This is a genomic window from Streptomyces sp. NPDC032822 (genome assembly GCF_055578825.1).
Genome location: NZ_JBVIOL010000031.1, coordinates 1 through 25,561, shown reverse-complemented (window position 1 = coordinate 25,561; position 25,561 = coordinate 1). Strand labels below are relative to the sequence as shown.

The window sequence follows — 25,561 nt, the reverse complement described above, 5'->3', positions numbered from 1 at the left end:
TGACCCAATGCACTGCATAGCCACCAACTGCCCCTCCGTGCACTGCCTTTCATCCCTCCAAACGGTTGACAGCGCTGTGTCACATGCCCGAGCTTCATGCGTAACATCTGGCGCCCGAGACCCCTGAGTGTCACGGCACCTGTGGGCCTTGTCCGTACCGGGAAGTGCTCATGGACGTCGCCGGGTATGCGCTGTCTCCTTCCTCATGGTCGGAGAGGGCTGGGCTGCGTCAGAACGGTTTTCCGGATCCGGAGCCACAGAAACGGGAGTGCGAGCATGTCGCCAGGAAACCTGTCCCGCCGGACGCTGCTCGGTGCGGTCGGCGCCGCCGGCGCCGCGACCGCGCTGCCCGTCGTCCCCGCCTTCTCGGGCCTGGTGTCCGAGGCGGCGGCAGCCGACCCCCAGACCAATCTGAGCAACATGGTCGACCTGCGGTTCGGCATGTTCAACCACTTCAACGTGGGCACGTTCACCGACGAGGAGTGGGCCGCCCCGAACCAGGACCCCGCCCTGTTCGCCCCCAGGGCCGTGGACTGTGCCCAGTGGGCGGCCGCCGCCGCGGAAGCCAAGATGAGCTACGGCGTGCTGACCACCAAGCACCACTACGGCTTCTGCCTGTGGCCGACCGCGTACAACGACTACAACGTCGCCAACAGCTCCTACAAGCAGGACATCGTCGCCCAGTACGTCGACGCCTTCCGGGCCGAGGGACTGAAGGTGGGCCTCTACTTCTCGATCTGGGACCGCACCTACAGCGTGCAGGCGTACGACACGCGGCACGGCGTCGGCGCCGACCAGACGATCCGGCCCGGCGATCTCCCCTACATGCTGAACCAGATCACCGAACTGCTGACCGGCTACGGCACCATCGACATGTTCATCACTGACGGCTACGGATGGCAGATGGGCCAACAGGCCGTCTCCTACCAGCGGATACGCGAGCATGTGAAGTCGCTTCAACCGGACATCGTCATGATCGACCACGGTGGGCTGTCGGTACCGTTCCTCGGCGACGCGATCTACTTCGAGGAACCGCTGGGCATCACCTCCCCGACCGGAAACACCTACGCCTCCATGCAGGGGCAGACCATCAGCAACGGATGGTTCTGGCATCCGTCCACGCCGAACCAAGCCCTCATGAGCAAGGCGTCGATCCTGTCCCATCTGACGGACCTGGAACCGAAGTACACCTCGTTCATCCTCAATTGCCCGCCCAACCGCGACGGCAGGCTGGATACCAACGTCGTCACGCGGCTCACCGAGGTCGGGGCGGCATGGAGCCCCGACACCTCCCGGGCTCCGCTGCCGACGCAGATGCCACGCGCCGAGCACCCCGTGACACCCGTCAGCGCCTACGCGACCGGATTCCATACCGGCGAGGGCCCCGTCAACGCCATCGACGGGCTGAGCGACAAAGGCTTCGAGACCTGTTGGTCGACATGGGGCCTGTACCCGTCCCTCCCTCACTCGATCACGATCGACCTGGGTGGCGTGTGGACCGACGTCTCGACCCTGGAGTACCTGCCCAAGCAGTGGAACCGCAGCAACTCCACCGACGGGGACATCACTTCGTACACCATCTCCACCAGCACCGACGGCACCACCTTCACCGAGGCCGCCACCGGTTCCTGGGCGGGCGACCACGTCACGAAGGTGGCCGAGTGGAGCGCCCGGAACGTTGGCTTCGTGCGGCTGGAGGCCACCTCCGGCACCGGCGGCTACGCGAACGTGGGCGGCATCCGGATCGGCGGCAGGACCGCCGAGCCGGTCCTGATCTCGCGTGTACTGCCGGGCGACGGCACCGTCTATCGCCTGGTCAACCGCAACAGTGGCCATGTCGCCGACGTGAGCGGGAACGGGACCGCCAATGGCACCGGCATCCTCCAGTGGCCCTGGCTGAACCAGGCCAACCAGAAGTGGACCTTCACTTCCACCGGCGACGGCTACTACAAGATCAAGAGCGTCAGCAGCGGCACACTCATGGAAGTGGCCGACCTCTCGCGTGCGGACGGCGGCAAGGTGGGCATCTGGTCGGACGACAGTGTCTTCCAGCAGCACTGGGCGGTGACGCCCACGGGTGACGGCTCCTGGTACCTCACCAACCGGCTCAGCGGACTGTCACTCAACGTCGACGGCGCCTCCACCACCCAGGGCGCCGGCATCGAGCAGGAGACGTACAGCCGGGCAGCCCGGCAGCAGTGGCAGATCATCGCGGTGTGACGGCTCGGTCGGCTCCGCCTCCCGACTGCCTGCGCCTCACGGCTCAGAGGCGGTGTTGTCGTCAGGGTGAGGACCGTTGCGGCGGGCAGCCACCGTCGGCGTTGCCGCGGTTCGGGATCCGGCCGGCGGAGACCCCGCCGCAGAGGTTGCTGCACATGGCGGGGGCGGCGTCACGAGGATCTGGTCTCCTCGCGTGGCGCACGCCTGTCACGTCCGCGCCGGCGCCCCGGAGAGCAGGGCTTCGCCTGAGTCCAGGTACTCCCTGAGCCAACGCTCGGTGTTGCTCACGTGCAGCAGTGCCGCGGCCTGGCTGAGGGCTGGGTCACGGGTGGACAGGGCCTCGAAGATCGCCTCGTGCTCCGCGAGGGTGCGGCCCGCGGCCCGGGTGTCGACCAGACCGCGCCAGATGCGGGCGCGCAGCGTGCGGCCGGAGATGGCTTCCAGGACCGTGAGCAGCGTTTCGTTGCCCGTGGCCGAGACGACGGCATGGTGGAAGGCCGCGTCGTGCGCGTTGAGCCGTTCCACGTCCTCACGGGCCTCGCGCATGGCATCCAGATGGTTCTTCACCTCGGCGAGCTGCTCGTCGGAGATCCGGACGGCGGCGAGCGCGGTGGCGACCGGTTCGAGAAGCCGGCGTACCTCCATGAGGTCCTGCAGCGCGCCCGAGTCACCCTGCATCAGCTCCACCGCTCCGCCGAGCCCCTCCAGGAGCAGGCTCGGCTGCAGGCTGGTCACATAGGTGCCGTCCCCCCGCCGGACCTCCAGGACCCGGGCCACGGCCAACGCCTTGACCGCCTCACGGGCGAGGTTGCGGGACAGGCCCAGCTGCGCGGCCAGGTCCGGCTCAGGAGGCAGCTTCGAGCCGGGCGGAAGGGCACCGGTCCGGATCAGCTCGCGGATCTGCTCGATGGCCTTGTCCGTCAGAGACAACGCGAACTCCTTCTGTGACCGTTCCGGCGGGCCCGTCCGACCTGATCAGGTGCTGAGTACGAAGACCTCCCGGAGACCCCCGGGACGTGCCGACGACGAAGTTCCACGATCCTTGCCACCTGCTCGGGATTCCGCACACCCAGGGTGACGTTGATGATAGACGGATGCGCGCAAAGGCCGTGGCTGCGGCCCGGAGAGCAGGGCCGCGCGGGTCCCATGCGTGGGTGAGCGCGTGAGAGGGCCGGGTGCGGTGAGTGTGGCGATTCCGCTCGGGAAGCCGGGCAGCGACGTGATGAGACGGTTCCCTAGCAGGCCCTGCACGGTTCCCAGGCTCCGTACGGCTGCCGCGCCCTGTACGGCCGGGAGGTCGGTGACGTCAGTGCGGATCGCTTACGGGGCACGGCCTGCCCGTGCGTTCGCCCTCCCCCGCTCCGGCCCGGACCACGTCCCGCGTGTCTGCGCGGGCGCGGGCGGAGCGTGACCGGGGCGGAACCCCTCCGACCGTGCCCTGTGATGACCGAACCGTGTCCCGGTCAGCCCGTCTCGGCGGGAGTCACGGTGGGGTTCAGCCGGCCGTCGGCGAGTGCCAGTACGCCGGAGACGAGGGCTCGCAGGCAGATCTGTTCGGCCTCTTCGTCGGGCAGCGAGAGGTGCTGCATCGTGAGGCCGTCGAATCCGGCGAGGAAGTAGCGGGCAATGGTCTCTGCGGGCTGGGCGAGCTTCTGACCCGTTCGCCCGGCCGCCTCGGACACAGCTCTCGCCGCCACTTCGACCACATCGCGGTAGTGGCCTTGCAGTGTCTCCCTCAGTGAAGGCGTGCGCAGGGCGAACATCGACAGTTCCGTCAGCAGCTGATGGCTCGCCGGCTGCTCGTGCACGGTGTGCCAGAGGGCAGCCGCCAGAGCGCCGATGGTCTCCTCGAATCCCCCCGTCTCGGGCGTGGCCTGCTCGACCTGCGCGACCAGTTCCGCGGTGAGCTTCTCCATGACGGCGCGGTACAGGTCCTCCTTCGTGCCGAAGGTGTAGTGCACGGTGGCCTGTGCCACTCCGAGCTCGGCCGCGATGGCCCGGGTACTCCCGGCCGCGACACCCTCCCGGGTCATGAGGTCGATCGCCGCTTTGATCAACTGAGGGCGGCGCTCAGCCGCGGAAACGTGAGCCATGCAGGGAGTGTATCGACTTAGTCTCTCGATCAAGTTGCGCGACCATGTGCCGGTCCGGCTGTTCGGTGGTGCGGGCACGCGGCCGGTGACTTCATCCGCGTCGGCTGACCCGTCGTAGCGAGCCGAAGCGATTGAAACCGTTCAATCGTCCGCGTCACGATGCATCACCCCTCGCCGAAAGCGCATGCCCGCCCGCTGGATCTCCCAAGATAATCCCGCACGGTCATTGACCCCTTTCCCGTCCACCTCTACGTTCACCGCCGTGAATCGATTCATCATTTCTGAGTGAGGAGTCGTCATGATCAGCAGGAGGAACATCCTGGGGGCCGCGGCGGTCACCGTGGCGGTCACCGCCGCTGACGCCGGATCAGCAGCCGCCGCACCGGCCCGGCCGCCTGTCCCGAGCGGCACCCTGCGCGTCACCGCACCGACCGTCGAATACGTACGGCATCCCCTGGGGCTGGACGCACCGCACCCTCGTATGAGTTGGACGATGACCTCGGACGAGCCGGGTGCGCGGCAGAGCGCCTACCAGATCCGCGTCGCCTCCACCGCGTCGGGCCTGTCTCGCCCGGACGTCTGGGACAGCGGAAAGGTCACCTCCGGCGACTCCGTCCTCGTCCCGTACGCGGGCCCTCGACTGAAGCCGCGAACACGCTACTTCTGGTCCGTGCGCGTGTGGGACGCCGCGAACCACGCCTCCGGCTGGAGCACGGCGGCGTGGTGGGAGACCGGCCTCATGGACGTCTCCCAGTGGTCCGCCCGATGGATCACCGCTCCCGCGGCTCTCACCGACGCGCCTTCGCTGGAGGGCAGTGCGTGGATCTGGTTCCCGGAGGGCGAACCGGCCAACAGCGCGCCCGCCGCCACCCGTTGGTTCCGTCGCACCGTCGATCTCCCGGACGGGATCACCGCCGCGACCCTGGCCATCACCGCCGACAACGTCTACGCCGTCTCCGTCAACGGCACCGAGGTCGCCCACACCGACCTGGCCACCGACAACCAGGGCTGGCGCAGACCCGCCGTCGTCGATGTCCTCGACCAGGTGCGGTCCGGGAAGAACGTCCTCGCGGTCTCGGCGGCCAACGCGACCGTGGGACCCGCCGGTCTCGTCGCCGTCCTCACTCTGCGTACCGCATCCGGCGAGCAGAAGATCGTCACCGACACGTCCTGGAAGTCGACCGACACGGAACCCGCCGCCGACTGGCGCGAGGCCGGCTTCGACGACAACGGCTGGCCTGCGGCGATGGTCGCCGCCGCGTGGGGAGCCGGCCCCTGGGGCAGGGTCGTCCCGGTGCTGTACACCGCCGGCCAACTGCGTCACGCGTTCCGGCTCCCGCGCAAGAAGGTGGCACGCGCCCGCCTCTACGCCACGGCTCTCGGCTTGTACGAAGCCCACCTCAACGGCCGCCGCGTGGGCCGCGACCAGCTCTCCCCCGGCTGGACCGACTACCGCGAACGCGTCCAGTACCAGACGTACGACGTCACCACACTCCTACGGCCCGGACCCAACGCCATCGGCGCATACCTGGCGCCGGGCTGGTACGCGGGCGACGTCGGTATGTTCGGACCCCATCAGTACGGTGAACACCCCGCGCTGCTCGCCCAGTTGGAGGTCGAGTACGTCGACGGGACGAGTGAGCGCATCGCCTCGGACACGCACTGGCGGGCGGCCTCCGGGCCGATCGTCTCCGCCGACCTGCTGGGCGGCGAGACGTACGACGCGCGCAAGGAGACCCCCGGCTGGACCTCGCCCGGCTTCGACGACCGGACCTGGCTCGACGTCAGCGCCGCCGTCGACGCGACCCCCGCCGCGATCGTCGCGCAGGTGGACGGACCGGTCCGCGTGGCCGAGGAACTCCCCGTCAGGCAGGTGACCGAACCGGCGCCGGGCGTCTTCGTCCTCGACCTGGGCCAGAACATGGTCGGATCGGTACGGCTGCGCGTCTCGGGCGAGGAGGGAACGGCCGTACGTCTGCGGCACGCCGAGGTCCTCAACCCCGACGGCACCCTCTACACCGCGAACCTGCGCACCGCCGCGGCCACCGACACGTACATCCTCAAGGGCGGCGGAGAGGAGACCTACGAGCCGCGCTTCACCTTCCACGGCTTCCGCTACGTCGAGCTGACCGGGTTCCCCGGCACTCCCTCGGCGAACGCCGTGACCGGTCGCGTCATGCACACCTCCGCCCCCTCCACCCTCGACTTCGAGACCGACGTCCCGATGCTCAACCAGCTGCACAAGAACATCACTTGGGGCCAGCGCGGCAACTTCCTCTCCATCCCGACAGACACCCCCGCCCGCGACGAACGCCTGGGCTGGACCGGAGACATCAACGTCTTCGCGCCCACGGCCGCGTACACGATGGAATCGGCCCGCTTCCTCACCAAGTGGCTCGTGGACCTGCGCGACGCACAGACCGCGCAGGGCTCGTTCACGAACGTGGCGCCCGCGGTCGGCGGGCTCGGCGACGGTGTCGCGGGGTGGGGCGACGCCGGCGTCACCGTTCCCTGGTCCCTGTACCAGGCGTACGGGGACCGGCAGGTACTGGAGGACGCCTGGCCGTCCGTCCAGGCCTGGCTGAAGTACCTGCAGAAGAACAGCACCGACCTGCTGCGGCCGGACGCGGGTTACGGCGACTGGCTGAACATCTCCGACGAGACGCCCAAGGACGTCATCGCCACCGCCTACTTCGCGCACAGCGCCGACCTCGCGGCCCGGATCGCCCAGGAACTCGACCAGGACCCCGCTCCCTACCTCGACCTCTTCACCCGGGTACGCCAGGCGTTCCGCAAGGCCTATGTCACCGACGCCGGCAAGGTGAAGGGCGACACGCAGACGGCGTATGTCCTGGCCCTGTCGATGAACCTGCTGCCGGACGCGCTGCGCGAGGCGGCGGCCGACCGTCTCGTCGCACTGATCGAGGCGAAGGACTGGCACCTGTCGACGGGATTCCTCGGGACGCCGCGACTCCTGCCCGTCCTCACCGACACCGGCCACACCGACGTCGCCTACCGCCTCCTGCGGCAGCGCACCTTCCCCAGCTGGGGTTACCCGATCGACAGGGGCGCCACCACGATGTGGGAACGCTGGGACTCCATCCAGCCCGACGGCGACTTCCAGACCCCCGACATGAACTCCTTCAACCACTACGCGTACGGCTCGGTGGGCGAGTGGATGTACACGAACATCGCCGGCATCTCGGCGGGCCGGCCCGGCTACCGCGAGATCGTCATCCGCCCCCGCCCCGGCGGCGACGTCACCTTCGCCCGCGCCACGTTCACCTCGGTCCACGGCCCCGTTTCCACCCGGTGGCGGCAGAAGACCGGCGGCTTCGTCCTGACGTGCGCCGTGCCCGCGAACACGACCGCCGAGGTGTGGATCCCCACGGACGACCGGGACACCGTCACCCACACCCCGGCGACGTTCCTGCGCGAAGAGACCGGCCACATGGTGTACCAAGTCGGCTCCGGCACCCACCACTTCACCACCGCCTCAAGCTGACGTGGCGCGTCGAGGTCGATCGAAGGCGGGACCTCGCCGATTCGCCGACCGCACCCAGCCTCTACCCGTCCAAGCCCGGCCCGGCCGCCGCTCGTTGGCCGCTCGCGGCACTACGGGTTCGTCGGCGTCACCGGTGCGGGCAGGGCCAGGGCGCGGCCGAGGGCGGTGGTGACAGGGGTGGCGTAGTCGGGCAGGTGCCGCGCGGCCCAGGCGGCGGCGAGTCGGAGGAAGTCGACCAGGTCGCGCTCGGCGCCGGCGAGCAGGCGACGCAGGTCGGTGACGGACAGTTCGATCACCGGGCTGTCGTCATGCTCGGTGTCGACGGTCAGTCGGACGCGTTCGCCCTGGCGTTCGGCGAGCGGCGAGGGGTCGTGGCCGAAGGAGGCCCAGCCGTCGCCTTCGACGACCTCAAGCCAGTCGCGACGCTCTTCCAGACCGTTGCAGCAGCCCGGCACCAGCGTGACGCCGGTCGCGGTGTCGGTGATCCGCAGGCCGCCAGGGGCCAGGAGGTCCTCCATGGTGAGCAGTCCGTGCAGGAAGCCCGCGAGTGGGTCGGCGGGCCGCGAGGGGGGACCGTCGTCCTCGGGATCGGTGGTGTTGTAGTCGGCGAGGCGCATCACCGCCGTGCCGACCTCCGTCGGCCCAAGTGCGCCGCTGAGGGGCAGGAAGTCGTACGGCCCCAAGTCGGCGACGGGCCAGAGGGTGAAGCCGTCGGGGGCGCACACCTCCAGCACGGGATGCAGAACGATCACCCGGGAAGTCTGCGGCACGCCTCCTCGCACCGCACCTCGTTTTGCCCGAGGTCGAGATGCGGTCGGAGTGGTGATCACATGGCTGAGAAAGGGTTGGACGGGTTGATGCTCGGGCTTGTAGCTTGCAGCCGACCGCGACACCACCCGAGGAGGTGAGACCCATGAACGCTGTATCGACGTGGGTGCTCCCCCTTCCCGTCACGGCCGGCGATTGACGTAGGTGTCGCCGGGAGCGCCCAGCCAACAAGGCACTCCCGAAAGGCAACACCTGTGCACGCTTCTCAGTTCACCCCCGAGCCGTCGTCGAACGACGCGGTCGAGCGCGACCTCACTGGGGGTGACGTCCCCCGACTCCGGTCGTCGGCCGCCGGCGCCGATCGCGCGCCCCTCATGTTCGACGTGATCATTGCCGGGTGCGGGCCGACCGGCGCGATGCTGGCCGCCGAACTACGGCTGCACGATGTGCGGGTACTCGTTCTGGAGAAGGAAACCGAGCCCGTGTCCTTCGTCCGCATCGTGGGTCTGCATATTCGCAGTATCGAGCTGATGGCCATGCGCGGACTGCTGGATCGCATCCTCGAACACGGACGACAGCGTCCGGCCGCCGGCTTCTTCGCCGCCATCAACAAACCCGCGCCCAAGGATCTGGACACCGCGCACGCCTACCTTGTGGGCATCCCGCAGCCGGTCATCGTCCACCTCCTCGAAGCACAGGCGATCCACCTGGGCGCGCAGGTCCGGCGCGGTTGCTCGGTGGCCGGTTTCGAGCAGGACGACCAGGGAGTGACCGTCGAGCTGGCCGACGGCGAACAGCTGCGTGCGCGCTATCTCGTCGGCTGTGACGGCGGGCGCAGTACCGTGCGCAAACTGCTCGGCGTCGGCTTCCCCGGCGAGCCCTCGCGGACCGAGACGCTGATGGGCGAGATGGAAGTGGGTGTGCCGCAGGCGGAGATCGCCGCCAAGGTGGCCGAGTTCCGAGGGCCCCATCAGCGATTCTGGCTCCGGCCTTTCGGCGAAGGGATCCACAGCGTCGTAGTCCCGGCGGCGGGAGTCAGTGACCGCGCGGAACCGCCCACCCTTGAGGATTTCAGGCGACAGCTGCGTGCCTTCGCCGGAACCGATTTCGGTGTGCACTCCCCGCGCTGGCTGTCCCGCTTCGGGGATGCCACCCGGCTGGCCGAACGCTATCGGGTCGGGCGGGTGCTGCTGGCCGGCGATGCCGCACACATCCATCCGCCCATCGGCGGACAGGGCCTCAACCTGGGCATTCAGGACGCGTTCAACCTCGGCTGGAAAGTGGCCGGACAGATCCGCGGCTGGGCGCCGGAAACACTGCTGGACACCTACCAGAGCGAACGTCATCCGGTCGCCGAGCAGGTGCTGGACAACACCCGCGCCCAGACGGAACTGCTGTCCCCCGAACCGGGCCCGCAGGCGGTGCGCAGGCTCCTCGCCGAACTGATGGACTTCGACGAGGTGAACCGCCGTCTGATCGAGAAGATCACCGCGCTCGACATCCGCTACGACTTCGGCGCAGGCCCCGACCTGCTCGGCCGCCGCATGCGCGACATCGACGTGAAACAGGGCCACCTCTACGGCCTGCTGCACCGCGGCCGCGCCCTGCTGCTGGACCGCACCGAACGACTGACCGTCGGCGGCTGGTCGGACCGGGTCGATCACCTCGCGGATCCCACCGCCGGACTCGACGTCCCGTGCGTCCTGCTGCGCCCCGACGGCCACGTCGCCTGGATCGGCGACGACCAGCAGGACCTGGACGACCACCTCTCCCGCTGGTTCGGCAAGCCCGCCGACTGACGCCGACTGAGCTGTCGACAAGGCCTGCGGAGAGGATCGAACGGCCCGTAACGACTTGCCATCGGGAGGCTGGAGCAGCATGCGCCGTGGTGCTCCGGCGCCAGGGTCGGCCCGCGAGGAGGGCCGGTCCAGGGATGCCGAAGCACCGACCGATCCGCGTGGGCATCCCCACCGCCGCGTCCGCACCTCTGGACATCAGCCCGGATCGTGCCGGTACGCCCTACCCCGCACGCTCACCGTGGCGACCATCGGCGTGCGTCGACGTGTCCCGTGCGGCCCCCACGGGTCACGTTGACGAACGCCGTACGACCTGCGGGTCGACCGAGGCGACGGTGAGGTGGGGTTCGCGGCCCGACAGGCTGGCGATGACCGCTTCGGCGCGTTGGCGGCCCACCTCGTGCAGGTCGAAGCGGATAGTGGTGAGCGGTGGCGTGGTCAGTGGCGCGGTGGGGATGTTGTCGACTCCGATGACGGCGAGGTCGTCGGGGGCGGTGAGGCCGTGTTCGCGCAGCCCTGCCAGTACGGCGATGGCGGTCTCGTCGTTGAAGGCGCACACGCCCGTCACCGACTCGCTCGTCCAACTCGTCACGGCCTGGGCCGCGTCGGCGATCTCCAGGCTGGTGGTCAGCACGACGGGCGGGGCGAGGCCGAGGTCGGCGCAGGCGTCCATGACGCCGCGCAGGCGATCGTCGGCCATCTGCCGATAGCCGCGATGCGCGGGCAGGGCGTAGCCGATCCGCCGGTGTCCGAGGCCGATCAGGTGCTCGGCCTGCAGGCGGCCGATCGGCCGCATGGCCTGGGAGTGGTCCGCGGCGACCGGCAGCATGACGGTGACGCCCTGCCGTTGGAGGGCGTCGATGGTCTCCTGATCGAACGGTTCGATCCCGAGAACCGCCGAGGCGTCGACACTCGCACACACCTCTGGCAGGGAACGCCCGTGTGTGCCCATGACGCGGATTGTCTCAGGACCGCAGAAGGCGCCCATAAGCAAAGGCAAGGAGGTTCTCCACTCCTTGCCACTCTCAAGGTATAGCGCACCAGGGGGCTTGCGGCAAGGCCCCCGTCTTGCCTCAGAATGGTCGGCCAAGGCCCGGACCTGCGGAAATGGAAGATTCGAACCGCCGTTGGCACTCGTACCGCGCGGAACGGTCCGGCCTGATTCCACATCTCGTTGAATGGGTGTTCTGATGATTGACGTGATCGTGGTCGGCGGCGGACCGACCGGTCTGATGCTGGCCGCCGAGTTGCGGCTGCACGACGTGCACGTCGTCGTGCTGGAGAAGCTGACCGAGCCGACCGGGGAGTCCCGGGGTCAGGGCCTGCACGCGCGCAGCGTCGAGTTGATGGACCAGCGCGGTCTGCTGGACCGGTTCCTCGCGGTCAGTGAGAAGTTCCAGGTCGGCGGTCTCTTCGGCGGCATCATCAAGCCGTGGCCCGACCGGTTGGACACGGCTCACCCGTACGGTGTCGCCACCCCGCAGCCGGTCACCGAACAGTTGCTGCACGAACGCGCCGTCGAACTCGGTACCGAGATCCGGCGCGGGTGCGAAGTGGTCGGGGTGAGCCAGTCCGATGACGGGGACGGCGCCGGGGCCGGGGCCGGGGTGAGTGTCGAGCTGGCCGACGGCACTCGGTTGCGCTCGCGCTATCTCGTCGGGTGTGACGGCGGTCGTAGCGCGGTGCGCAAGCTGCTGGGCGTCGGCTTCCCCGGCGAGGCGTCCACGGTCGAGACGCTCATCGGTGAAATGGAGGTGGCCGAGGATCCGGCGGTGGTCGCCGCCGTGGTCGAGGAAGTCCGCCGGACCCAGCTGCGGTTCGGTGTCGCCGCCCCCACCGAGGACGGGGTGTGCCGCGTGGTCGTGCCCGCCGACGGCGTGTCCGAGGACCGTGTGACCGCGCCGACCCTGGAGGAGTTCAAGGAGCGGTTGCGGGCCACCGCGGGCACCGACTTCGGTGTGCACTCGCCGCGTTGGCTGTCCCGGTTCGGCAACGCCACCCGGCAGGCCGAGCTCTACCGGGTGGGCCGGGTGCTGCTGGCCGGCGACGCGGCACACATCCACCCGCCGGCCGGTGGCCAGGGGCTCAACCTCGGCGTGCAGGACGCGTTCAACCTCGGCTGGAAGCTGGCCGCCGTGGTCGACGGCTGGGCACCGGAAGGGCTGCTGGACACCTACCACGCCGAACGGCACCCGGTGGGCGCCGCCGTGCTGGCCAACACCCGCGCGGGAATCACGCTGCTGGGCAGCGATCCGGGGGCCACGGCACTGCGGGAGCTGTTCTCGAAGCTGATGGACTTCGAGGAGGTGAACCGGTACGTGACCGGGATGATCACCGCGGTCGACGTCCGCTACGACTTCGGTGAGGGCACCGAACTGCTCGGTCGGCGGATGCGGGACGTGGAGTTGAAGCACGGTCGTCTCTACGAGCTGATGCACGACGGCCGCGGGCTTCTCCTCGACCGGACCGGCCGGCTCTCGGTGGCAGGCTGGGAGGACCGGGTCGACCACGTCGTCGACGTCAGCGGGGAACTGGACGCGCCCACGGTGCTGTTGCGGCCGGACGGCCACGTGGCGTGGGTCGGCGAGGACCAGCAGGATCTGCTCGGCCGGCTGTCCCAGTGGTTCGGCGCGGCCACCAGGCAGTAACCGACCGACGGCCCGACCCGACCGCCCCGACGACCGACATCGGGTAGTGGGCCCCGGTCAGCTGGATTCACCTGGCCGGGGACCCAGGGAGCCGGTGGGCGCCGGCTGGCTGGCCCGGTCGCCTGAAGTGGGCGTAGGGCGGATACGGCTTGAAGCAGACCAGCACCTCGAAGGGGTGCCCGCCGCCGGGCCTCTGGACCAGATCCGGGAGGGCCGTCATCATCGCCGAGTGGCCTTCGGCGACACGCTTCTGGTGTGGCCCCCAGCCCGCCGCGTAGGCGAGCGACGTGGCCGTCTCGGCGAAGACGTCGCGACCGCCGAACAGGAAGAACGTCCGGGCGTAGGTGGCGTGCCTCAGCTCGTGGCGGAAGTCGGCCCGCTGCCAGTGCTGTTGACAGGAGGTGGCGTCCCGGGCGGTGCGTGCCTCGTCGGTACCGACCGTCAGCGAGACTCCGTTCACCAGCTTGCGCCGCAACTCCGGCCATTTACTGGGGCGCAGACCGAGCGCGTGGTGGACCAGGACGAGGTCCACCAGCTCACCGACGCCCTCGTCGGGCGGCAGACCGGCCCGCAGCGGTACGTGGACGATGGTGTGGCGGGAGTAGGCGGCGAAGGAGAACAGGCCCGCGAGCCGGTTCAGTCCGTCGTGGTCGCCGAGGAGCATGCCGATGGGCTCGGGGGCACGCAGCGAGGTGTGTCGAAGCGGCTGCCGGGGCTGGACGACACGGTATGCGTGAGGCCCGCTCCGGGGCCTGAACTGACGCAGCCTCAGCCGCATGGGGAGTTCCTCATGGCCTCAGCATCGCGGGCGCCGAGTCTCCTCGGCAACGGAGATTCACCCGGGCGGCGACAGACGGGCATGCCCCTGGTCACGGCGACCGCTCGACGGCCTCTCGCCGGTCGGTACAGAGCGGGCTCCGGACCGGTCGGGGGCACAGTCGAGGCGAGCAGCGCGGCCGGGGCAGCGGCCGGGCGGGCGGGAGCAGCGGTCACGGTCCCAGCTCCAACTGCGCGACGACCGCCACCACGTCGGCCACAAAGGCCGCGCGGGAGACGTCGTACGGATGCCGCTCGCTGGCGCCATACCCACGCTGATCGACCGCGACCACCCGGAATCGTGGAGCCAATTCCCGTGCCAGGGCGTCCCATTCACCGGCATGGACGGCCAGGCCATGGAGCAGTACGACGGCCCGCCCCGGGCCACCCCGGCCGCGGCAGGCCAGCCGGACACCCTCCCGGACGACCACGCGCTCAGACCACGGCATCTCCGCCTCCGACAGCGTTCCCCGGTTCCCGATCATGTCGCACGGCGGGTGGTGGCAGGCGGGATCGGACGACCGCGTGGCGCAAGGGTGGTGGCGCCGGCCGGGACGAACCAGGGCATTGGAGGGCGGACGGCCTCCTCGCAGTCGCGCGGAATGGCACAGAGGAAGCGGAACGAGCCGGCCGTCAGACAGAAAGTACGTCCGAGACCAGCTCTCGGACGCGTCGCTCGATCGCGTCACGGATCGGCCGGACGGCGTCCACGCCCTGCCCGGCCGGGTCATCCAGCCGCCAGTCGAGATAGGTCTTGCCGGGGAAGACGGGGCAGGTGTCACCGCATCCCATGGTGATCACCACGTCGGATCCCTGTACAGCCTCGACGGTGAGGATCTTCGGGCTCTCGGCGGCGAGGTCGATGCCGACCTCGGCCATCGCCTCGACGACCGCGGGGTTCACATGGTCGGCGGGCGCCGATCCGGCGGAGCGGACCTCGATGCGGTCACCCGCGATGTGGGTGAGGAAGGCAGCGGCCATCTGGGAGCGGCCGGCGTTGTGGACGCAGACGAACAGGACGGAGGGGCGAGGCGCGGTGGCGCTCATGGAAGGGGTCCTCACAGACGGAACACGGAAGGCGGAAGGCAGTAGGCGGTCAGCGGGAGGCGAGTTCGGGTTCGCCTTGCGCGAGGGCCTCGTCGACTCCGACCTGTGCGGGACGGCCGTACACCATCGCGACGGCGCCCAGTCCGATTGCGGCGCCGACCAGTTGGGCCGCGACGAACGGCAGGACCGAGGCGGGGGCGATGGAGGCGACGGTGTCGGTGACCAGCAGCCCGGTCCCGGCCGTCTCCGCTGCGGCGCGGCGACCGAGGCACGCACTCACGCGGTCGTCGCGGCGGCCTCAGGGGCGGCCGGGGTGTTCCGCGGGGTGGCCGTGGTGTGGTGCGCAGTGGCCAGGAAACCGGCGAGGCGGTCCAGGGCACCGGGCAGCACCCAGTAGTACACCCACGTGCCACGACGCTCGCAGTCGACCAGTCCGGCCTGACGCAGCAGCCTGAGGTGGTGGGAGATCGTCGGCTGGGACAGGTCGAACGCGGGCGTCATCTCGCACACGCAGACCTCGCCACCCTCCCGGGAGGCGATCATCGACAGCAGCCGCAGCCGGACCGGGTCCCCGAGAGCCTTGAACACCTTGGCCAGCTCCGACGCACGCTCGTCGTCCAGCGGCGCGGACGCCAGCCCGTCGCAGCAGGAACCGGCTGTGCTCCGGCCGATCACCTCACGCTCTTGTTTCGACATACCTCTATGTTGACGTTTTTCGATCCAAGGCGCAAGGTTGCATCAATGAACGTCAATACAGGCCGTTCCGGGGCACCGCCATGCCCCGCCACGCCTCATCACCCGGGAGCCAGACATGAGCGAGCAGTCCACCGACCTACGTGAGACCGTCCGTCGCCGGTACGCCGCCGCAGCCGTGCAGGTCACCGAAGGCGGCACCGCCTGTTGCGGGCCCCAGCCCGTCGAGGTCGACGAAAACTTCGGCTCCGCCCTCTACGCCGCCGCAGAGCGCGACGGCCTGCCCGCCGACGCGGTGGCCGCCTCCCTCGGCTGTGGCAACCCCACCGCCGTGGCCGAACTCCGCGCGGGTGAACGCGTCCTCGACCTCGGTTCCGGCGGCGGCATCGACGTCCTCCTCTCCGCGCGCCGCGTCGGGCCCAGCGGCAAGGCCTACGGCCTCGACATGACCGACGAGATGCTCGAACTCGCCCTGGCCAACGCCGAGAAGGCGGGGGCGACCAACGTCGAGTTCCTCAAGGGCACCATCGAGGCCATCCCCCTCCCGGCGCGCACCGTCGACGTCGTGATCTCCAACTGTGTGATCAACCTGTCCGTCGACAAGTCCGCCGTCTTCGCCGAGACCTTCCGCGTACTCAAGCCCGGCGGTCGCATCGGTGTGTCCGACGTCGTCGCCGACGACGTCCTCACCACGGAACAGCGGGCCGAACGCGGCGACCACGTCGGCTGCATCGCCGGCGCCCTCTCCTTCGCCGAGTACCGGGACGGTCTGCGAGCCGCGGGATTCACCGACATCGAGATCACCCCGACCCACCCGGTCGCCGACAGCATGCACTCCGCCATCGTCCGCGCCACCAAGCCCTCCACGGGCCCGGAGGTCACCGCGATCCGCACGGCGGCCGACGGCTCCTGCTGTGGCTCCACCGGTTGCCACACGCCGACCGAGCAGGAGACCGACTCGTCCGTGACCGCGGCCGATCCCGGCGCCCGGTAACGCCGCCAACCACCGCGGCCGGAGGCGGCCAGGCCGTCCCCGGCCGCGCTCTCCGCGCCCGGTCCGGCCCGTGGTCTCGGCGGCTCGTCGGCGTCCACCTCAGGGCGCCCGCCGCAGCCCTCGGCACGCCGCACGACGGACAGGCCCCGGCCCGGGCGCGGCCAGTGACCGCCGGGGGCGGCATCCCGCAAAAGGCTGCACCCAGGCGGCTGTTGGGGAGACAGGAGGCCACGTCGGGGCCGATCAGGGCTCCCAGATCCTCGACACACCGAAACTCACTGGCGGGCGTGGGCTCTCACGGACGACGATGGCACGCATGAGTGACCAACCCGCACGGTGGAGCCAGGCGACCGTCTACCCCGACATGTGGGCCGACCCGGGAGACGACCCCCGCGACAGTGAGGGAGCCAGTCCGGACGGCGAACTCGGCACGCTGCAGGACTTCCTGACGAACTACCGCATGACGCTGCGGATGAAGTGCGAGGGCCTGGACCCGGAGCAACTGGCCCGTCGGTCGGTTCCGCCGTCGACGATGTCGCTCCTCGGCCTGATTCGGCACCTCGCCGAGGTGGAGCGGGACTGGCGCAACTGGATCAGCGACGACGCCCCACTGCCGACGCTGTACGCGGAGAATGACGGGGACTTCGACGGAGCTGTCGCCGAACAGACCGTGGTCGACGCCGCGTACGCCGCCCTGGAGCGCGAGCAGGCCGCGACCGACGCCGCGCTGGCCGAGCACCCGGATCTGGGCGAACGTGTGGGGAAGGACGGCATCGCCGTAAGGGAGTTGATGGTGCACCGGATCGAGGAGTACGCCCGCCACTGTGGGCACGCCGATCTGTTGCGCGAGTGCGTCGACGGAAGGGTGGGCCAGTGACCAGGGCCGCGGACCGCCTCCGGTGCCGGGGGCGCCTGCGGGGTTGCGCCTGACATCCCTGGCACCGCATGACGAGTCGGGCCTCGCCGAAGCAGTGGGCAGTGAGGCTCTCGGGCGGATGAGCCCTTGGGGGTGTCCTCCTCGCCCCTGGTCGCCCCAGCCGTCCCCGGATCGCCGTCACCGTCGAACGGGGCGAGGACGAACCGGCGTTCGGCCTCCCGGTCCAGGCAGCGGTCACCCCAGACGCGTTCGATGCCGACCTCCGCGTGCGCGTCCTCGTATTCCATCGGGCCCTGGCCGGGCACCGCATGGCCGCCACCCGGCCACCGACATCGATCCGCGTCCCCGCCTCAGCCAGTGCCACCGAACCGTGCCTGGTCGGCGCGGTCGGAAGCGGTCGGAAAATGGGCGTGATCAGGCGGTTGCGACGCAATGCGTGCATGAGGAACTCGGGTGGCACAAGGTGTGTGAAGGTGGGCACCAGCTTGGGCCCGAAGATCTGCTGTCCGCGCCAGGGTGTCGGTGTCGTTGCAGGGGGCGCTGTCGTACGGGGTGAACGTGTCTGGACGGGCACTGGTGAAGGGGTACGTGTATGCCCGGCGGAGGGCAGCCCAGGGCTCGGGGCGGGCGACGTAACGGACCGCTTGCGGGTCTGAGCCGGGAGGGCGACGCGCTGGCCGCCTGGCTGAGGGAGATCACCGCGGACCGGACGCTGGACGAGCTGGTCACCGAGTTCGGCGCCTATCAGCGCGCCACCTGGGGGGAGTTCCGCAACGGTCACAAGCCCATTCCTCTGGGCTTGTTGCGCACCGTGGTCACCGCGTCGGTCACGGACCCCCGGCGGCAGGCCGTGGAACTTGAGCATGCCCGCGCTCTGCACCGGGCCGCCCTGGCCGCGGCCACCGGGAAGGACCGCGGGGTCGGGGAGGTGTCCGGACTGCCGGTGCGTGAACTGCAGCTGCGGCTGGACGAAGCCCGCCGCGGCCACATCGAAGTCCAGCAGACCCTCCTGGACAACAAGGACACGATCCGCGTGCTTGAGGCCACGATCACCTCGCTGGAGGACCGCTGCGCGCAGTTGGAGAGCGAACGGGACCTCGCACTGGGCCAGGCACGTTCGGTCACGGAGACGGAACGGGATCTGCGGGCCTTCGTCACCGTGCTGGAACGAACCGAGCGGCGCCTGGAGTTGGCCATCCGGGATCGTGGTTCGGCCGAGGTGCTCCTCGTGGACGTCCGTCGCCACGCCGAGGGATACCGGCGTGAACTGCAGGCACTGCGGCAGGCGGACCCGTCTGGTGCGAGTGCGAGTTCGCGCCCGGAGAGGCCCGGCCGTGAGCGGCAGGAGGACCCGGAGGCGCGTACGGCTCCCGATGCTCGCCGGCAACCGCAGCAGTGGGAGTACGAGTTGCTGCTGGAGAAGGTCGACGACAGCCGTGAGGCACAGCATGAGCGGTTGTCCGGGGTCCGGCGGCGGATGGGGATCGCCGGACCGCCCGAGCGGGACGACCGGGGAGCAGATGTCGTCAAAGGGATGGTCCGTGTTGTCCAGCCGAAGACACTGAACAACACGGACACCACCGCTGACAGCGGTACGCCGGCCCGTGCCGACGAGGCGGAGCGAGCATCCGGCGGGCGGGGCGGCGTAAAGGAGCGCGTGGAGGAGCGTCTGGAGGACGGCAGTCGGCCCTCGCTCGTGCGCGAGAAGCGGCGGCGAAGGCTGTCGGGCCGGGTGGCGGCAGAAGCACTCTCCGCTGCGGCCTCGGGTCCGAGGAGGGTGCTGCGCGGCGCGGCGGACATCGGCCGGCGGCGCCCCGGACGGCGAACCGTGCGGGCTGGTGCACCGCGATGGCTGCAGGGACTGTGCGCGATGATGCTGATCGGGCTGACCGTCAGCACCGCGGCACCACCCCTGACCGGCCCTTCCGAGGCCGGCGGCAATCCTGGACCCTCACCGTCGCCGTCGACGAAGGGCACCGAGCCCGTTCCGCCACTGCGGTGGACGGGCTCCCTGAGCGACTTCGCGCGCCTCGGACCGGCCGACGACCGCACCCGGTTCGTCATGGACAGCAAGACCGTACGAGCCATCGACGTCGGCACTGGCACTGGCACTGGCAAGACTCTGTGGAGCCGGCCGTCCCCGGGCACGACCGGCGGGACGATGACCCATGGCGGCAACACCCTTTACACCACAGACGACTCCAGCACCGTCGAAGCCCGTAACGGCACCACCGGGGCGTTGCACTGGAGCAAGGATCTGGCGAGCCTCCTGCCGGACACCGAAGAGGGCAAGCAGCGTTACGTCTCCCTCTCCGGCATGGACGCCCCCCTGCTGAGCCGCACGGCGCCGGGTGTCGTCTTCGTCAGTCTCTGGGGGGCGCAGTGGGCCACGAACGTCCCGCAGGCTTCGGAACCGGGTATCGTCCCGTCCCTGTCCCGCTCCCGACCGGGCGTCTGCTTCACCCCTGGATGCGCCGACAGCTCACCGCGGAGCTTCATCGCCTCGCCCGTCGACCGGGTGACGGCAGCCCTCGACACACAGACGGGCGCCGTGATCTGGCAGACGGACGGCAGGTTGCTCGCCGAGGCAGGACAGACGTGCCTGGTCTCGGACAGCGACGGGACGAAGGGCCTCGACTGCCGTACCGGAACCGTCCACTGGGACATCACAGCGGACTGTGACGTCACCGTGGTCATCGACGCGGGCACCGCGGCCGTGTGCACCGCGCACGGGTTCGTCCACCGGATCGACGTCTCTTCCGGCCGCCAGACGTGGACGTCCAGCGACGTCCCCCGGCCCCAAGGTCTGCTGCGAGCCGCGCACGGGACGATCTACCTCACCAGCGGCAACGGGCGCCTCTACGCACTCGACCCGGGCACCGGCGCCATCCGCTGGTCCACGGCCGTCGGCCACAGCACCACATCACCGGTCACCGACCGGTCGCAGGTCTACGTCGCCGGCGCCGACGGACGTCTCTACGCCGTCGACGCCGCCACCGGCGCACGTGCCTGGTCCGCGCCCGCCGGCCGCGACATCACCACGGAGCCTCTCGTATCCGGTGCGACCGTCTACGTCGGCGCGCAGGACGGCCGGGTGTACGCCCTCAACCGCACCGACGGCGCAAGGCGTTGGAGCACGTCGGTCGGTGGCGGCCCCGTCGCCGACCTGCATGTCGCCGGTGGCCGTGTGACGACCCTCACCGACCGGCACACCGCTCAGATCCGATAGCGCCGCCCACCGGCCGTCCGGGTCGCTCACCGAATGCCGGGGGGCGGAGACACGCTCCATGCCGGTACGACTCGTCCGGCTCCTCGACAGACCGTCCCCGGCCAGTGCCCCTCCGCAGGGATGTCGCGCAGCCGCTTGAGGAGATCCCGTTTCCGAGCCGACCGAGCGGAAGGCCGGATCGCCTGCGTCACCCGGCGGGTTCGGAGTCCCGCTCGCCGGGCGCCGTCGTCGCGGACTGCCGCGGCTGCCCGTCGTGTCGCTCATCGTGTTGCGCGAGGACCGACAGTAGCTCCGCCACGGTCAGGCCGGCCTCGGCCGGATGCCGCAGGATGGTCCCGGACTCGATGCGGTAGGCGTTGGTGCGCCCCTGCCGGGTGTGACTGAGATAGCCGTCCTGCTCCAGATCGGAAATGATCTTCTGGACGGCCCTCTCCGTGAGTCTGCACCGCGCGGCGATGTCACGGATGCGAGTGCCCCGGTCCTCTGCGATCGCGGCCAGCACCCGGGCGTGGCTGGTAAGGAACGTCCAGCCCGTGTGTGTCTCGGAAACTTCACCCATGCACCCCATCATAGGGGGCGGTATTCACGTATTCATAGGCACGATATTTATTTCATGTATCTCTTGACGCGTTACGTGCGGAGGATGACACTGAAGGAGGCTGCAGACAGACGGATGTCTCAGGAGCGACCGCCATGCCTGACCACGAACTTTCCGTCCCACCCGGGAACAGCGGCGGGACCGGCCGTGCGCCGTCGGAACCGGCGTTGTCGGCCCCGTCAGGGCTCCTGAAAGCGACCGCCCGTCCGGCCGGAGACCGCGTGATCGTGGCACTCTCCGGCGAGATCGACATCGAGACGGAGCACGCGGTACGCAGCGCGCTCAAAGAGGCGCTCACCCGTTCTGCCAGCGGTGTCGACCTCGACCTGACCGGTGTCGTCTTCTGCGACTGCTCCGGCCTCAATGTCCTGCTCGACCTCCGTCGACTGGCCCTGGCCGACTCCAAGACGCTCGGCATCCGGGCCGTCAGCCCGGTGGTCGAACGACTGCTCGCACTCACCCGCACATCGTCACTGTTCGACCCCGTACACACCCCCGCAAGCGGGCGTGCCGACGTCCGGAACGAAACCTCCGCCACCTCGGACCAGCCCATGGAGGAGAACGGGGAGCCGGACGACGCCGAGGAACTCCGCATCGAAGTGGTCCAGCTCAAACGGGCCATGCAGACCCGGCCGGTCATCGACCTGGCCCGCGGAGTCCTGATGGCCTCCTTCGGACTCAGCGCGGACGACGCCTGGAACGTCCTGGTCGACGTCTCCCAGCGCACCAACACCAAACTCCACCACCTGGCCGAACACCTCGTGGACACGGTCAACGGAACACCCCTGCCCGAACCCCTGCAACACCAGCTCTCCACGGCGGTCGCCGTGGTCTCCCGCCCGGCATAGAGACACCCCGGGTCGCGGGTCGCGGGTCGCGAGGCGCCGGGCGCCGGCCGGGCGGTGCGTTAAGCAATCCGCGGCACGGGAACCCGTCATGCGTTCACCAGGACGCCGACGCGAGAGGAGTTACGCGATGCCGGCCGGATCGAACAAGAAGCGGGAACGACAGTACGAGCACATCAAGGAGAGCGCCGAACAGCGGGGCGAACCCACACCGCGGGCCAAGGAGATCGCTTCCCGCACCGTGAACAAGGAACGCGCCCGCTCCGGCGAGGCCAAAAACCCCGGCAAGACCTCCACACGCGACCCGAAGTCCGCCTCCCAGCGCGGCGGACAGCGTTCACACAGCGGCGCCCAGGGCCCCACGAAGGACCAGCTCTACGCGGAAGCGAAGAAGCGCAACATCGAGGGCCGCTCCTCCATGAACAAGCAGCAGCTGCAGAAGGCCCTCGGCCGCTGACCCCGGACCCTGCCGCACTCGGGTGGCCGCTCCCCATCCGTCCCCAGCGCGGACGGGGAGCGACCAGATCCGCCCGGGCCACGGCGAGGCCCTCGCCCCAGCCCCCGGTGATCTCCCCGAGGGGATGGAAGCGTGCCGACCGCCGTCCCGAGGGGACCGCACCCGCGTCGATGCCGGCACCTGACACCACCGGGACTCCCCCGCCGTCCGGGGCACCGGCCTCCACTACGGCAAGCGTTCCGCACCCGCTGGGCCGGTCGCAGCGTCCGCCTGCACGGCACCCACGGCACCGGAGCGAAACGGTTCCACCACCCGGTGGTTGGCGACCTCACTCCGTCCTGGGAGCGCCTGAAGATGATCGTCGCACCCGGCCTCGCCCTCACCATCTTCACCGTCGAGCCAGGCTCGCCTCCCAGGGAGGGCTGCGCCTGTTCTCCTCCGGAGGCGCCACTCAGGAAAGCTCCTCACCGACACCACCGCCCACGGCAGGCTGACGGCGCCGCCCCGGTCCGGCATCCGCGGCTCAAAGCGGCCACTGTGACGCGGTGGACCACCGGTGGGCGGCATGGGGAAGTCGCGCGAGGACAGGCAGCCGCCGTACCGGCTCGACGAGGGTGTGCCGCCGAGGCTGTCTCGGCGAGCGGTGCCCGTCCGCCCTCACCAGCCGTGAGCCGCTCGGCGCCTGAACGGGGAGGCCGGCCGAGCGGGGGCGGGCCCTCAGGGGGTGGAAGGGCTGCTCGTGAGGTGGAGCAGGATGAGTTGTTCGGGGTGGAGGGTGGGAATCTGGATGCCGACGTGTGCCAGGACACTGCCGGGCAGAGTGAGGCCGTCCTTGGTGCACCAGGCGGGGGTTCCGCGTGCCATGCCGAGGGCGTGGTCGGCCGGGGGCAGTGGGCGCAGGTGGTAGGTGGTGTTCGGGTCGAGGCCGGGCAGCCGTAGTGTGCCGGGGTGGGCGGCGACCGGGGTGGCCGTGGCGGCGAGGGCGAAGACGGCTTCGGCGCGGTCGTGGGAGATGACGCCGTGGGCCCACAGGGCCGGGTCGGCATGGTCGACGCGGACGACACGGCCGGTGTGCAGCAGGCCGCGGAGCTGCTTGTGCAGGGAGACCCAGTGGGCGAGTTCGGTGCGTTCGCTCTCGCTCGCGCGGGTCAGGTCCCATTCGATGCCGAGGTGGCCGAAGAGCGCGGTGCCGGCCCGGAAAGCGAGGTCGTGGGTGCGGCCGGTGGTGTGGGAGCGGGCGGCGCCGATATGGGAGCCGACGAGTTCGGGTGGCACGAGCAGACCGGTCCAGCGGTTGATGGACTGGCGCTCCAGGGCGTCGTTGCAGTCGCTGGCCCAGACGCGGTCGGTGCGCTCCAGGATGGCGAGGTCGACCCGTCCTCCGCCGCTGGCGCAGGATTCGATCTCCAGGCGCGGATGGCGTGCGCGTACTTCGTCGAGCAGGGCGTAGACGGCGAGGGTCTGGCGGTGGACCGCGGGTTCGCCGTTCGGTGAGTGGCCGGCGTCGACCAGTTCGCGGTTGTGGTCCCACTTGAGGTAGGCGATGTCGTACTCGGTGAGCAGCTGGTCGAGTCGCTCCAGGATGTACGCGTACGCCTCGGGGTGGGTAAGGTCCAGGACCTGCTGGGAGCGGCGGTCGGCAGGGGTGCGGCCGCCGGTGGCCAGGATCCATTCGGGGTGGAGACGGGCCAGGTCGGAGTCGGGGTTGACCATTTCCGGTTCGACCCACAGGCCGAACTCCATCCCGAGCACGCGGACACGGTCGATCAGCGGGCGCAGGCCGTCGGGCCAGACGGTCTCGTCGACGTACCAGTCGCCGAGTCCGGCCCGGTCGTCGCGGCGGTGGCGGAACCAGCCGTCGTCGAGGACGAAGCGTTCCACGCCGACTTCCGCGGCGAGGTCGGCGAGGTGGGTGAGCTTGTCGAGGTCGTGGTCGAAGTAGACGGCTTCCCAGGTGTTGAGCACCACCGGTCGGGGCCGGTGTGGATGTCGCGGGCGGGCGCGGAGGTGATCGTGGAAGCGGGCGGACAGTCCGTCCAGGCCCTGGTCGCTGTGGGAGCCGTAGAGCCACGGGCCCGTGTACTGCTCGCCGGGGCCGAGGATCACCTCGCCCGGAAGCAGCAGTTCGCCGGCTGCGAGGGTCGGGCGGCCGGTGGGCAGCCGTTCGGCCAGGATCCGGTGGTTGCCGCTCCAGGCGATGTGCAGACCCCACACTTCGGCGTGGCCGAAGCCGAAGCCTGGTGTGCCGGCCGTCAGGACCAAGGCGGCGTCGTGGCCGGTGCGTCCGCTGCGGGTCTCGCGCAGCCAGGTGCCGGCGTGGAACGGATGGCGCTGCGGGGCGCGTTCACGGCACCAGCGGCCGGTGAGGTCGAGCAGTTCGGTGGCGGCATCAGGGACCGGCAGCGCGAGCATCAAGCCGTCGAGCGTGTACGGCCGTACGGAGTCGTTGTTACGTATGGCTGCTCGCATCCGCACCAGCCCGGAAGGGGTGAGCCCAGCCTCCAGGACGAGACCGAGCCAGGCGGCGGTGTCGGCGGCCCGAATCTGTACTGAGCGGCCGACAGTATCCACCGAGTCGAGGGTGAACAGAGGTGACCAGTCGGCGCCTTGGCGATGTCCGGTCAATCCCGGCTGTCCGGGCCATCCGGTGCCGTGCTCGGGCAGCAACGCGACCCGCGGCACGACGTCGTGGAACCCGGGCATGTTCGGCAAGGTGACGGCAGTGGCCAGCTGTGACAGCTCCTGCTGGGTGCGGTCGCCGAGATCGGAACCCCAGTGGAGCACCGCAGGCAAGCCGTTGCCCCGCAGGTCGAGCACCAGGCTCACGCCTGCTGCCCGGAGATGGATGAGTCCTTCGGCTACGGCATCGGTGGAAGGCTTCGTGACTCCTCCCCCGGCTGAAGCCGGGGGCTTCTCGCTATGCCGGGTTGGCGTTGCGATGGACCAGCCCGGCCCGTAGAACGTTGATGGCGCCC

19 protein-coding genes and 2 pseudogenes are annotated in these 25,561 nt (G+C 70.0%); 10 read left to right on the top strand and 11 right to left on the bottom strand.

All coding sequences use genetic code 11. From position 1 onward, the window contains the following. Positions 1–276 precede the first annotated feature (276 nt). Entirely contained in the window at positions 277–2,220 is a 1,944-nt protein-coding gene (locus ACZ5VD_RS41395) for an alpha-L-fucosidase (RefSeq protein WP_468685606.1), read from the top strand. A gap of 207 nt (positions 2,221–2,427) precedes the next feature. On the opposite strand, the gene ACZ5VD_RS41390 is transcribed toward ACZ5VD_RS41395, so the two are convergent. Together ACZ5VD_RS41390 and ACZ5VD_RS41385 are read right to left on the bottom strand one after the other, a co-directional pair. Continuing rightward, the gene (locus tag ACZ5VD_RS41390) at positions 2,428–3,150 is read right to left on the bottom strand and encodes a FadR/GntR family transcriptional regulator (RefSeq protein ID WP_468685604.1); all 723 of its coding nucleotides are present in this window, start codon (positions 3,148–3,150) and stop codon (positions 2,428–2,430) included. Between the two features lie 533 nt (positions 3,151–3,683). Further along, positions 3,684–4,313 (bottom strand): TetR/AcrR family transcriptional regulator, encoded by a 630-nt coding sequence (locus tag ACZ5VD_RS41385; protein ID WP_468554777.1) that lies wholly within the window; start codon positions 4,311–4,313, stop codon positions 3,684–3,686. Between the two features lie 298 nt (positions 4,314–4,611). Between ACZ5VD_RS41385 and ACZ5VD_RS41380 the strand changes: the two genes are divergently transcribed. Beyond that, a complete protein-coding gene (locus ACZ5VD_RS41380; RefSeq protein ID WP_468685602.1) occupies positions 4,612–7,818 on the top strand; it encodes an alpha-L-rhamnosidase in 3,207 nt (1,068 codons plus the stop codon). A 110-nt stretch (positions 7,819–7,928) separates the two neighbouring features. Here the strand turns inward: ACZ5VD_RS41380 and ACZ5VD_RS41375 are convergent, their stop codons facing one another. After that, a complete protein-coding gene (locus ACZ5VD_RS41375) occupies positions 7,929–8,588 on the bottom strand; it encodes a hypothetical protein (RefSeq protein ID WP_468685601.1) in 660 nt (219 codons plus the stop codon). 252 nt (positions 8,589–8,840) lie between these two features. On the opposite strand from ACZ5VD_RS41375, the gene rox (ACZ5VD_RS41370) reads away from it, so the two are divergent. Next, a complete protein-coding gene (gene rox / locus ACZ5VD_RS41370; RefSeq protein ID WP_468685599.1) occupies positions 8,841–10,385 on the top strand; it encodes a rifampin monooxygenase in 1,545 nt (514 codons plus the stop codon). A 286-nt stretch (positions 10,386–10,671) separates the two neighbouring features. On the opposite strand, the gene ACZ5VD_RS41365 is transcribed toward rox (ACZ5VD_RS41370), so the two are convergent. After that, positions 10,672–11,334, bottom strand: a complete 663-nt coding sequence (locus tag ACZ5VD_RS41365; protein ID WP_468685598.1) for a LacI family DNA-binding transcriptional regulator — start codon at positions 11,332–11,334, stop codon at positions 10,672–10,674. Between the two features lie 238 nt (positions 11,335–11,572). On the opposite strand from ACZ5VD_RS41365, the gene rox (ACZ5VD_RS41360) reads away from it, so the two are divergent. Next, positions 11,573–13,030 (top strand): rifampin monooxygenase, encoded by a 1,458-nt coding sequence (gene rox, locus ACZ5VD_RS41360; RefSeq protein ID WP_468685597.1) that lies wholly within the window; start codon positions 11,573–11,575, stop codon positions 13,028–13,030. A 67-nt stretch (positions 13,031–13,097) separates the two neighbouring features. Here the strand turns inward: rox (ACZ5VD_RS41360) and ACZ5VD_RS41355 are convergent, their stop codons facing one another. From ACZ5VD_RS41355 to ACZ5VD_RS41335, 5 genes and pseudogenes are all read right to left on the bottom strand, one after another. After that, positions 13,098–13,808, bottom strand: a complete 711-nt coding sequence (locus tag ACZ5VD_RS41355) for a hypothetical protein (RefSeq protein WP_468685596.1) — start codon at positions 13,806–13,808, stop codon at positions 13,098–13,100. Between the two features lie 220 nt (positions 13,809–14,028). Beyond that, positions 14,029–14,295 (bottom strand): annotated as a pseudogene (locus tag ACZ5VD_RS41350) (alpha/beta fold hydrolase); the annotation flags it as partial. A 184-nt stretch (positions 14,296–14,479) separates the two neighbouring features. After that, a complete protein-coding gene (locus tag ACZ5VD_RS41345) occupies positions 14,480–14,893 on the bottom strand; it encodes an arsenate reductase ArsC (protein ID WP_468685594.1) in 414 nt (137 codons plus the stop codon). 49 nt (positions 14,894–14,942) lie between these two features. Further along, entirely contained in the window at positions 14,943–15,173 is a 231-nt protein-coding gene (locus tag ACZ5VD_RS41340; RefSeq protein ID WP_468554769.1) for a hypothetical protein, read from the bottom strand. Beyond that, positions 15,170–15,589 (bottom strand): ArsR/SmtB family transcription factor, encoded by a 420-nt coding sequence (locus ACZ5VD_RS41335; RefSeq protein ID WP_468554768.1) that lies wholly within the window; start codon positions 15,587–15,589, stop codon positions 15,170–15,172. The genes ACZ5VD_RS41340 and ACZ5VD_RS41335 overlap by 4 nt, the downstream gene beginning before the upstream one ends. Positions 15,590–15,704: 115 nt before the next feature. Between ACZ5VD_RS41335 and arsM the strand changes: the two genes are divergently transcribed. The 3 genes from arsM to ACZ5VD_RS41320 all read left to right on the top strand — a co-directional run bounded on the left by arsM (position 15,705) and on the right by ACZ5VD_RS41320 (position 20,686). After that, positions 15,705–16,580, top strand: a complete 876-nt coding sequence (gene arsM / locus ACZ5VD_RS41330; protein ID WP_468685593.1) for an arsenite methyltransferase — start codon at positions 15,705–15,707, stop codon at positions 16,578–16,580. A 307-nt stretch (positions 16,581–16,887) separates the two neighbouring features. Beyond that, positions 16,888–17,457, top strand: a complete 570-nt coding sequence (locus ACZ5VD_RS41325; RefSeq protein ID WP_468685591.1) for a DinB family protein — start codon at positions 16,888–16,890, stop codon at positions 17,455–17,457. A gap of 592 nt (positions 17,458–18,049) precedes the next feature. Beyond that, positions 18,050–20,686 (top strand): outer membrane protein assembly factor BamB family protein, encoded by a 2,637-nt coding sequence (locus ACZ5VD_RS41320; RefSeq protein ID WP_468685590.1) that lies wholly within the window; start codon positions 18,050–18,052, stop codon positions 20,684–20,686. A gap of 187 nt (positions 20,687–20,873) precedes the next feature. Here the strand turns inward: ACZ5VD_RS41320 and ACZ5VD_RS41315 are convergent, their stop codons facing one another. Continuing rightward, on the bottom strand, positions 20,874–21,245 hold the full coding sequence (locus ACZ5VD_RS41315; RefSeq protein ID WP_468554764.1) for a helix-turn-helix transcriptional regulator: 372 nt from the start codon (positions 21,243–21,245) through the stop codon (positions 20,874–20,876). A gap of 260 nt (positions 21,246–21,505) precedes the next feature. Here ACZ5VD_RS41315 and ACZ5VD_RS41310 point away from each other — a divergent pair, with 260 nt between their 5' ends. The 3 genes and pseudogenes from ACZ5VD_RS41310 to ACZ5VD_RS41300 form a co-directional block, all read left to right on the top strand. Continuing rightward, complete coding sequence (locus ACZ5VD_RS41310; protein WP_468685588.1) at positions 21,506–22,132, top strand: anti-sigma factor antagonist; 627 nt, start codon at positions 21,506–21,508, stop codon at positions 22,130–22,132. Positions 22,133–22,259: 127 nt separating this feature from the next. Then, positions 22,260–22,586, top strand: a complete 327-nt coding sequence (locus ACZ5VD_RS41305) for a plasmid stabilization protein (RefSeq protein WP_468685586.1) — start codon at positions 22,260–22,262, stop codon at positions 22,584–22,586. Positions 22,587–22,718: 132 nt separating this feature from the next. Continuing rightward, positions 22,719–22,994: pseudogene (locus ACZ5VD_RS41300) on the top strand (MmyB family transcriptional regulator); the annotation flags it as partial. Positions 22,995–23,303: 309 nt separating this feature from the next. Here ACZ5VD_RS41300 and ACZ5VD_RS41295 read toward each other — a convergent pair. After that, positions 23,304–25,403 (bottom strand): alpha-galactosidase, encoded by a 2,100-nt coding sequence (locus ACZ5VD_RS41295; protein WP_468685647.1) that lies wholly within the window; start codon positions 25,401–25,403, stop codon positions 23,304–23,306. Positions 25,404–25,561 lie beyond the last annotated feature (158 nt).

What these genes read in the sequence shown, in the direction of transcription:
- ACZ5VD_RS41395 (WP_468685606.1), top strand. Translation starts at nt 277, where the DNA reads ATGTCGCCAGGAAACCTGTCCCGCCGGACGCTGCTCGGTGCGGTCGGC.
- ACZ5VD_RS41385 (WP_468554777.1), bottom strand. Translation starts at nt 4,313, where the DNA reads ATGGCTCACGTTTCCGCGGCTGAGCGCCGCCCTCAGTTGATCAAAGCG.
- ACZ5VD_RS41380 (WP_468685602.1), top strand. Translation starts at nt 4,612, where the DNA reads ATGATCAGCAGGAGGAACATCCTGGGGGCCGCGGCGGTCACCGTGGCG.
- ACZ5VD_RS41365 (WP_468685598.1), bottom strand. Translation starts at nt 11,334, where the DNA reads ATGGGCACACACGGGCGTTCCCTGCCAGAGGTGTGTGCGAGTGTCGAC.
- rox (WP_468685597.1), top strand. Translation starts at nt 11,573, where the DNA reads ATGATTGACGTGATCGTGGTCGGCGGCGGACCGACCGGTCTGATGCTG.
- ACZ5VD_RS41355 (WP_468685596.1), bottom strand. Translation starts at nt 13,808, where the DNA reads ATGCGGCTGAGGCTGCGTCAGTTCAGGCCCCGGAGCGGGCCTCACGCA.
- ACZ5VD_RS41345 (WP_468685594.1), bottom strand. Translation starts at nt 14,893, where the DNA reads ATGAGCGCCACCGCGCCTCGCCCCTCCGTCCTGTTCGTCTGCGTCCAC.
- ACZ5VD_RS41335 (WP_468554768.1), bottom strand. Translation starts at nt 15,589, where the DNA reads ATGTCGAAACAAGAGCGTGAGGTGATCGGCCGGAGCACAGCCGGTTCC.
- arsM (WP_468685593.1), top strand. Translation starts at nt 15,705, where the DNA reads ATGAGCGAGCAGTCCACCGACCTACGTGAGACCGTCCGTCGCCGGTAC.
- ACZ5VD_RS41325 (WP_468685591.1), top strand. Translation starts at nt 16,888, where the DNA reads ATGGCACGCATGAGTGACCAACCCGCACGGTGGAGCCAGGCGACCGTC.
- ACZ5VD_RS41320 (WP_468685590.1), top strand. Translation starts at nt 18,050, where the DNA reads ATGCCCGGCGGAGGGCAGCCCAGGGCTCGGGGCGGGCGACGTAACGGA.
- ACZ5VD_RS41315 (WP_468554764.1), bottom strand. Translation starts at nt 21,245, where the DNA reads ATGGGTGAAGTTTCCGAGACACACACGGGCTGGACGTTCCTTACCAGC.
- ACZ5VD_RS41305 (WP_468685586.1), top strand. Translation starts at nt 22,260, where the DNA reads ATGCCGGCCGGATCGAACAAGAAGCGGGAACGACAGTACGAGCACATC.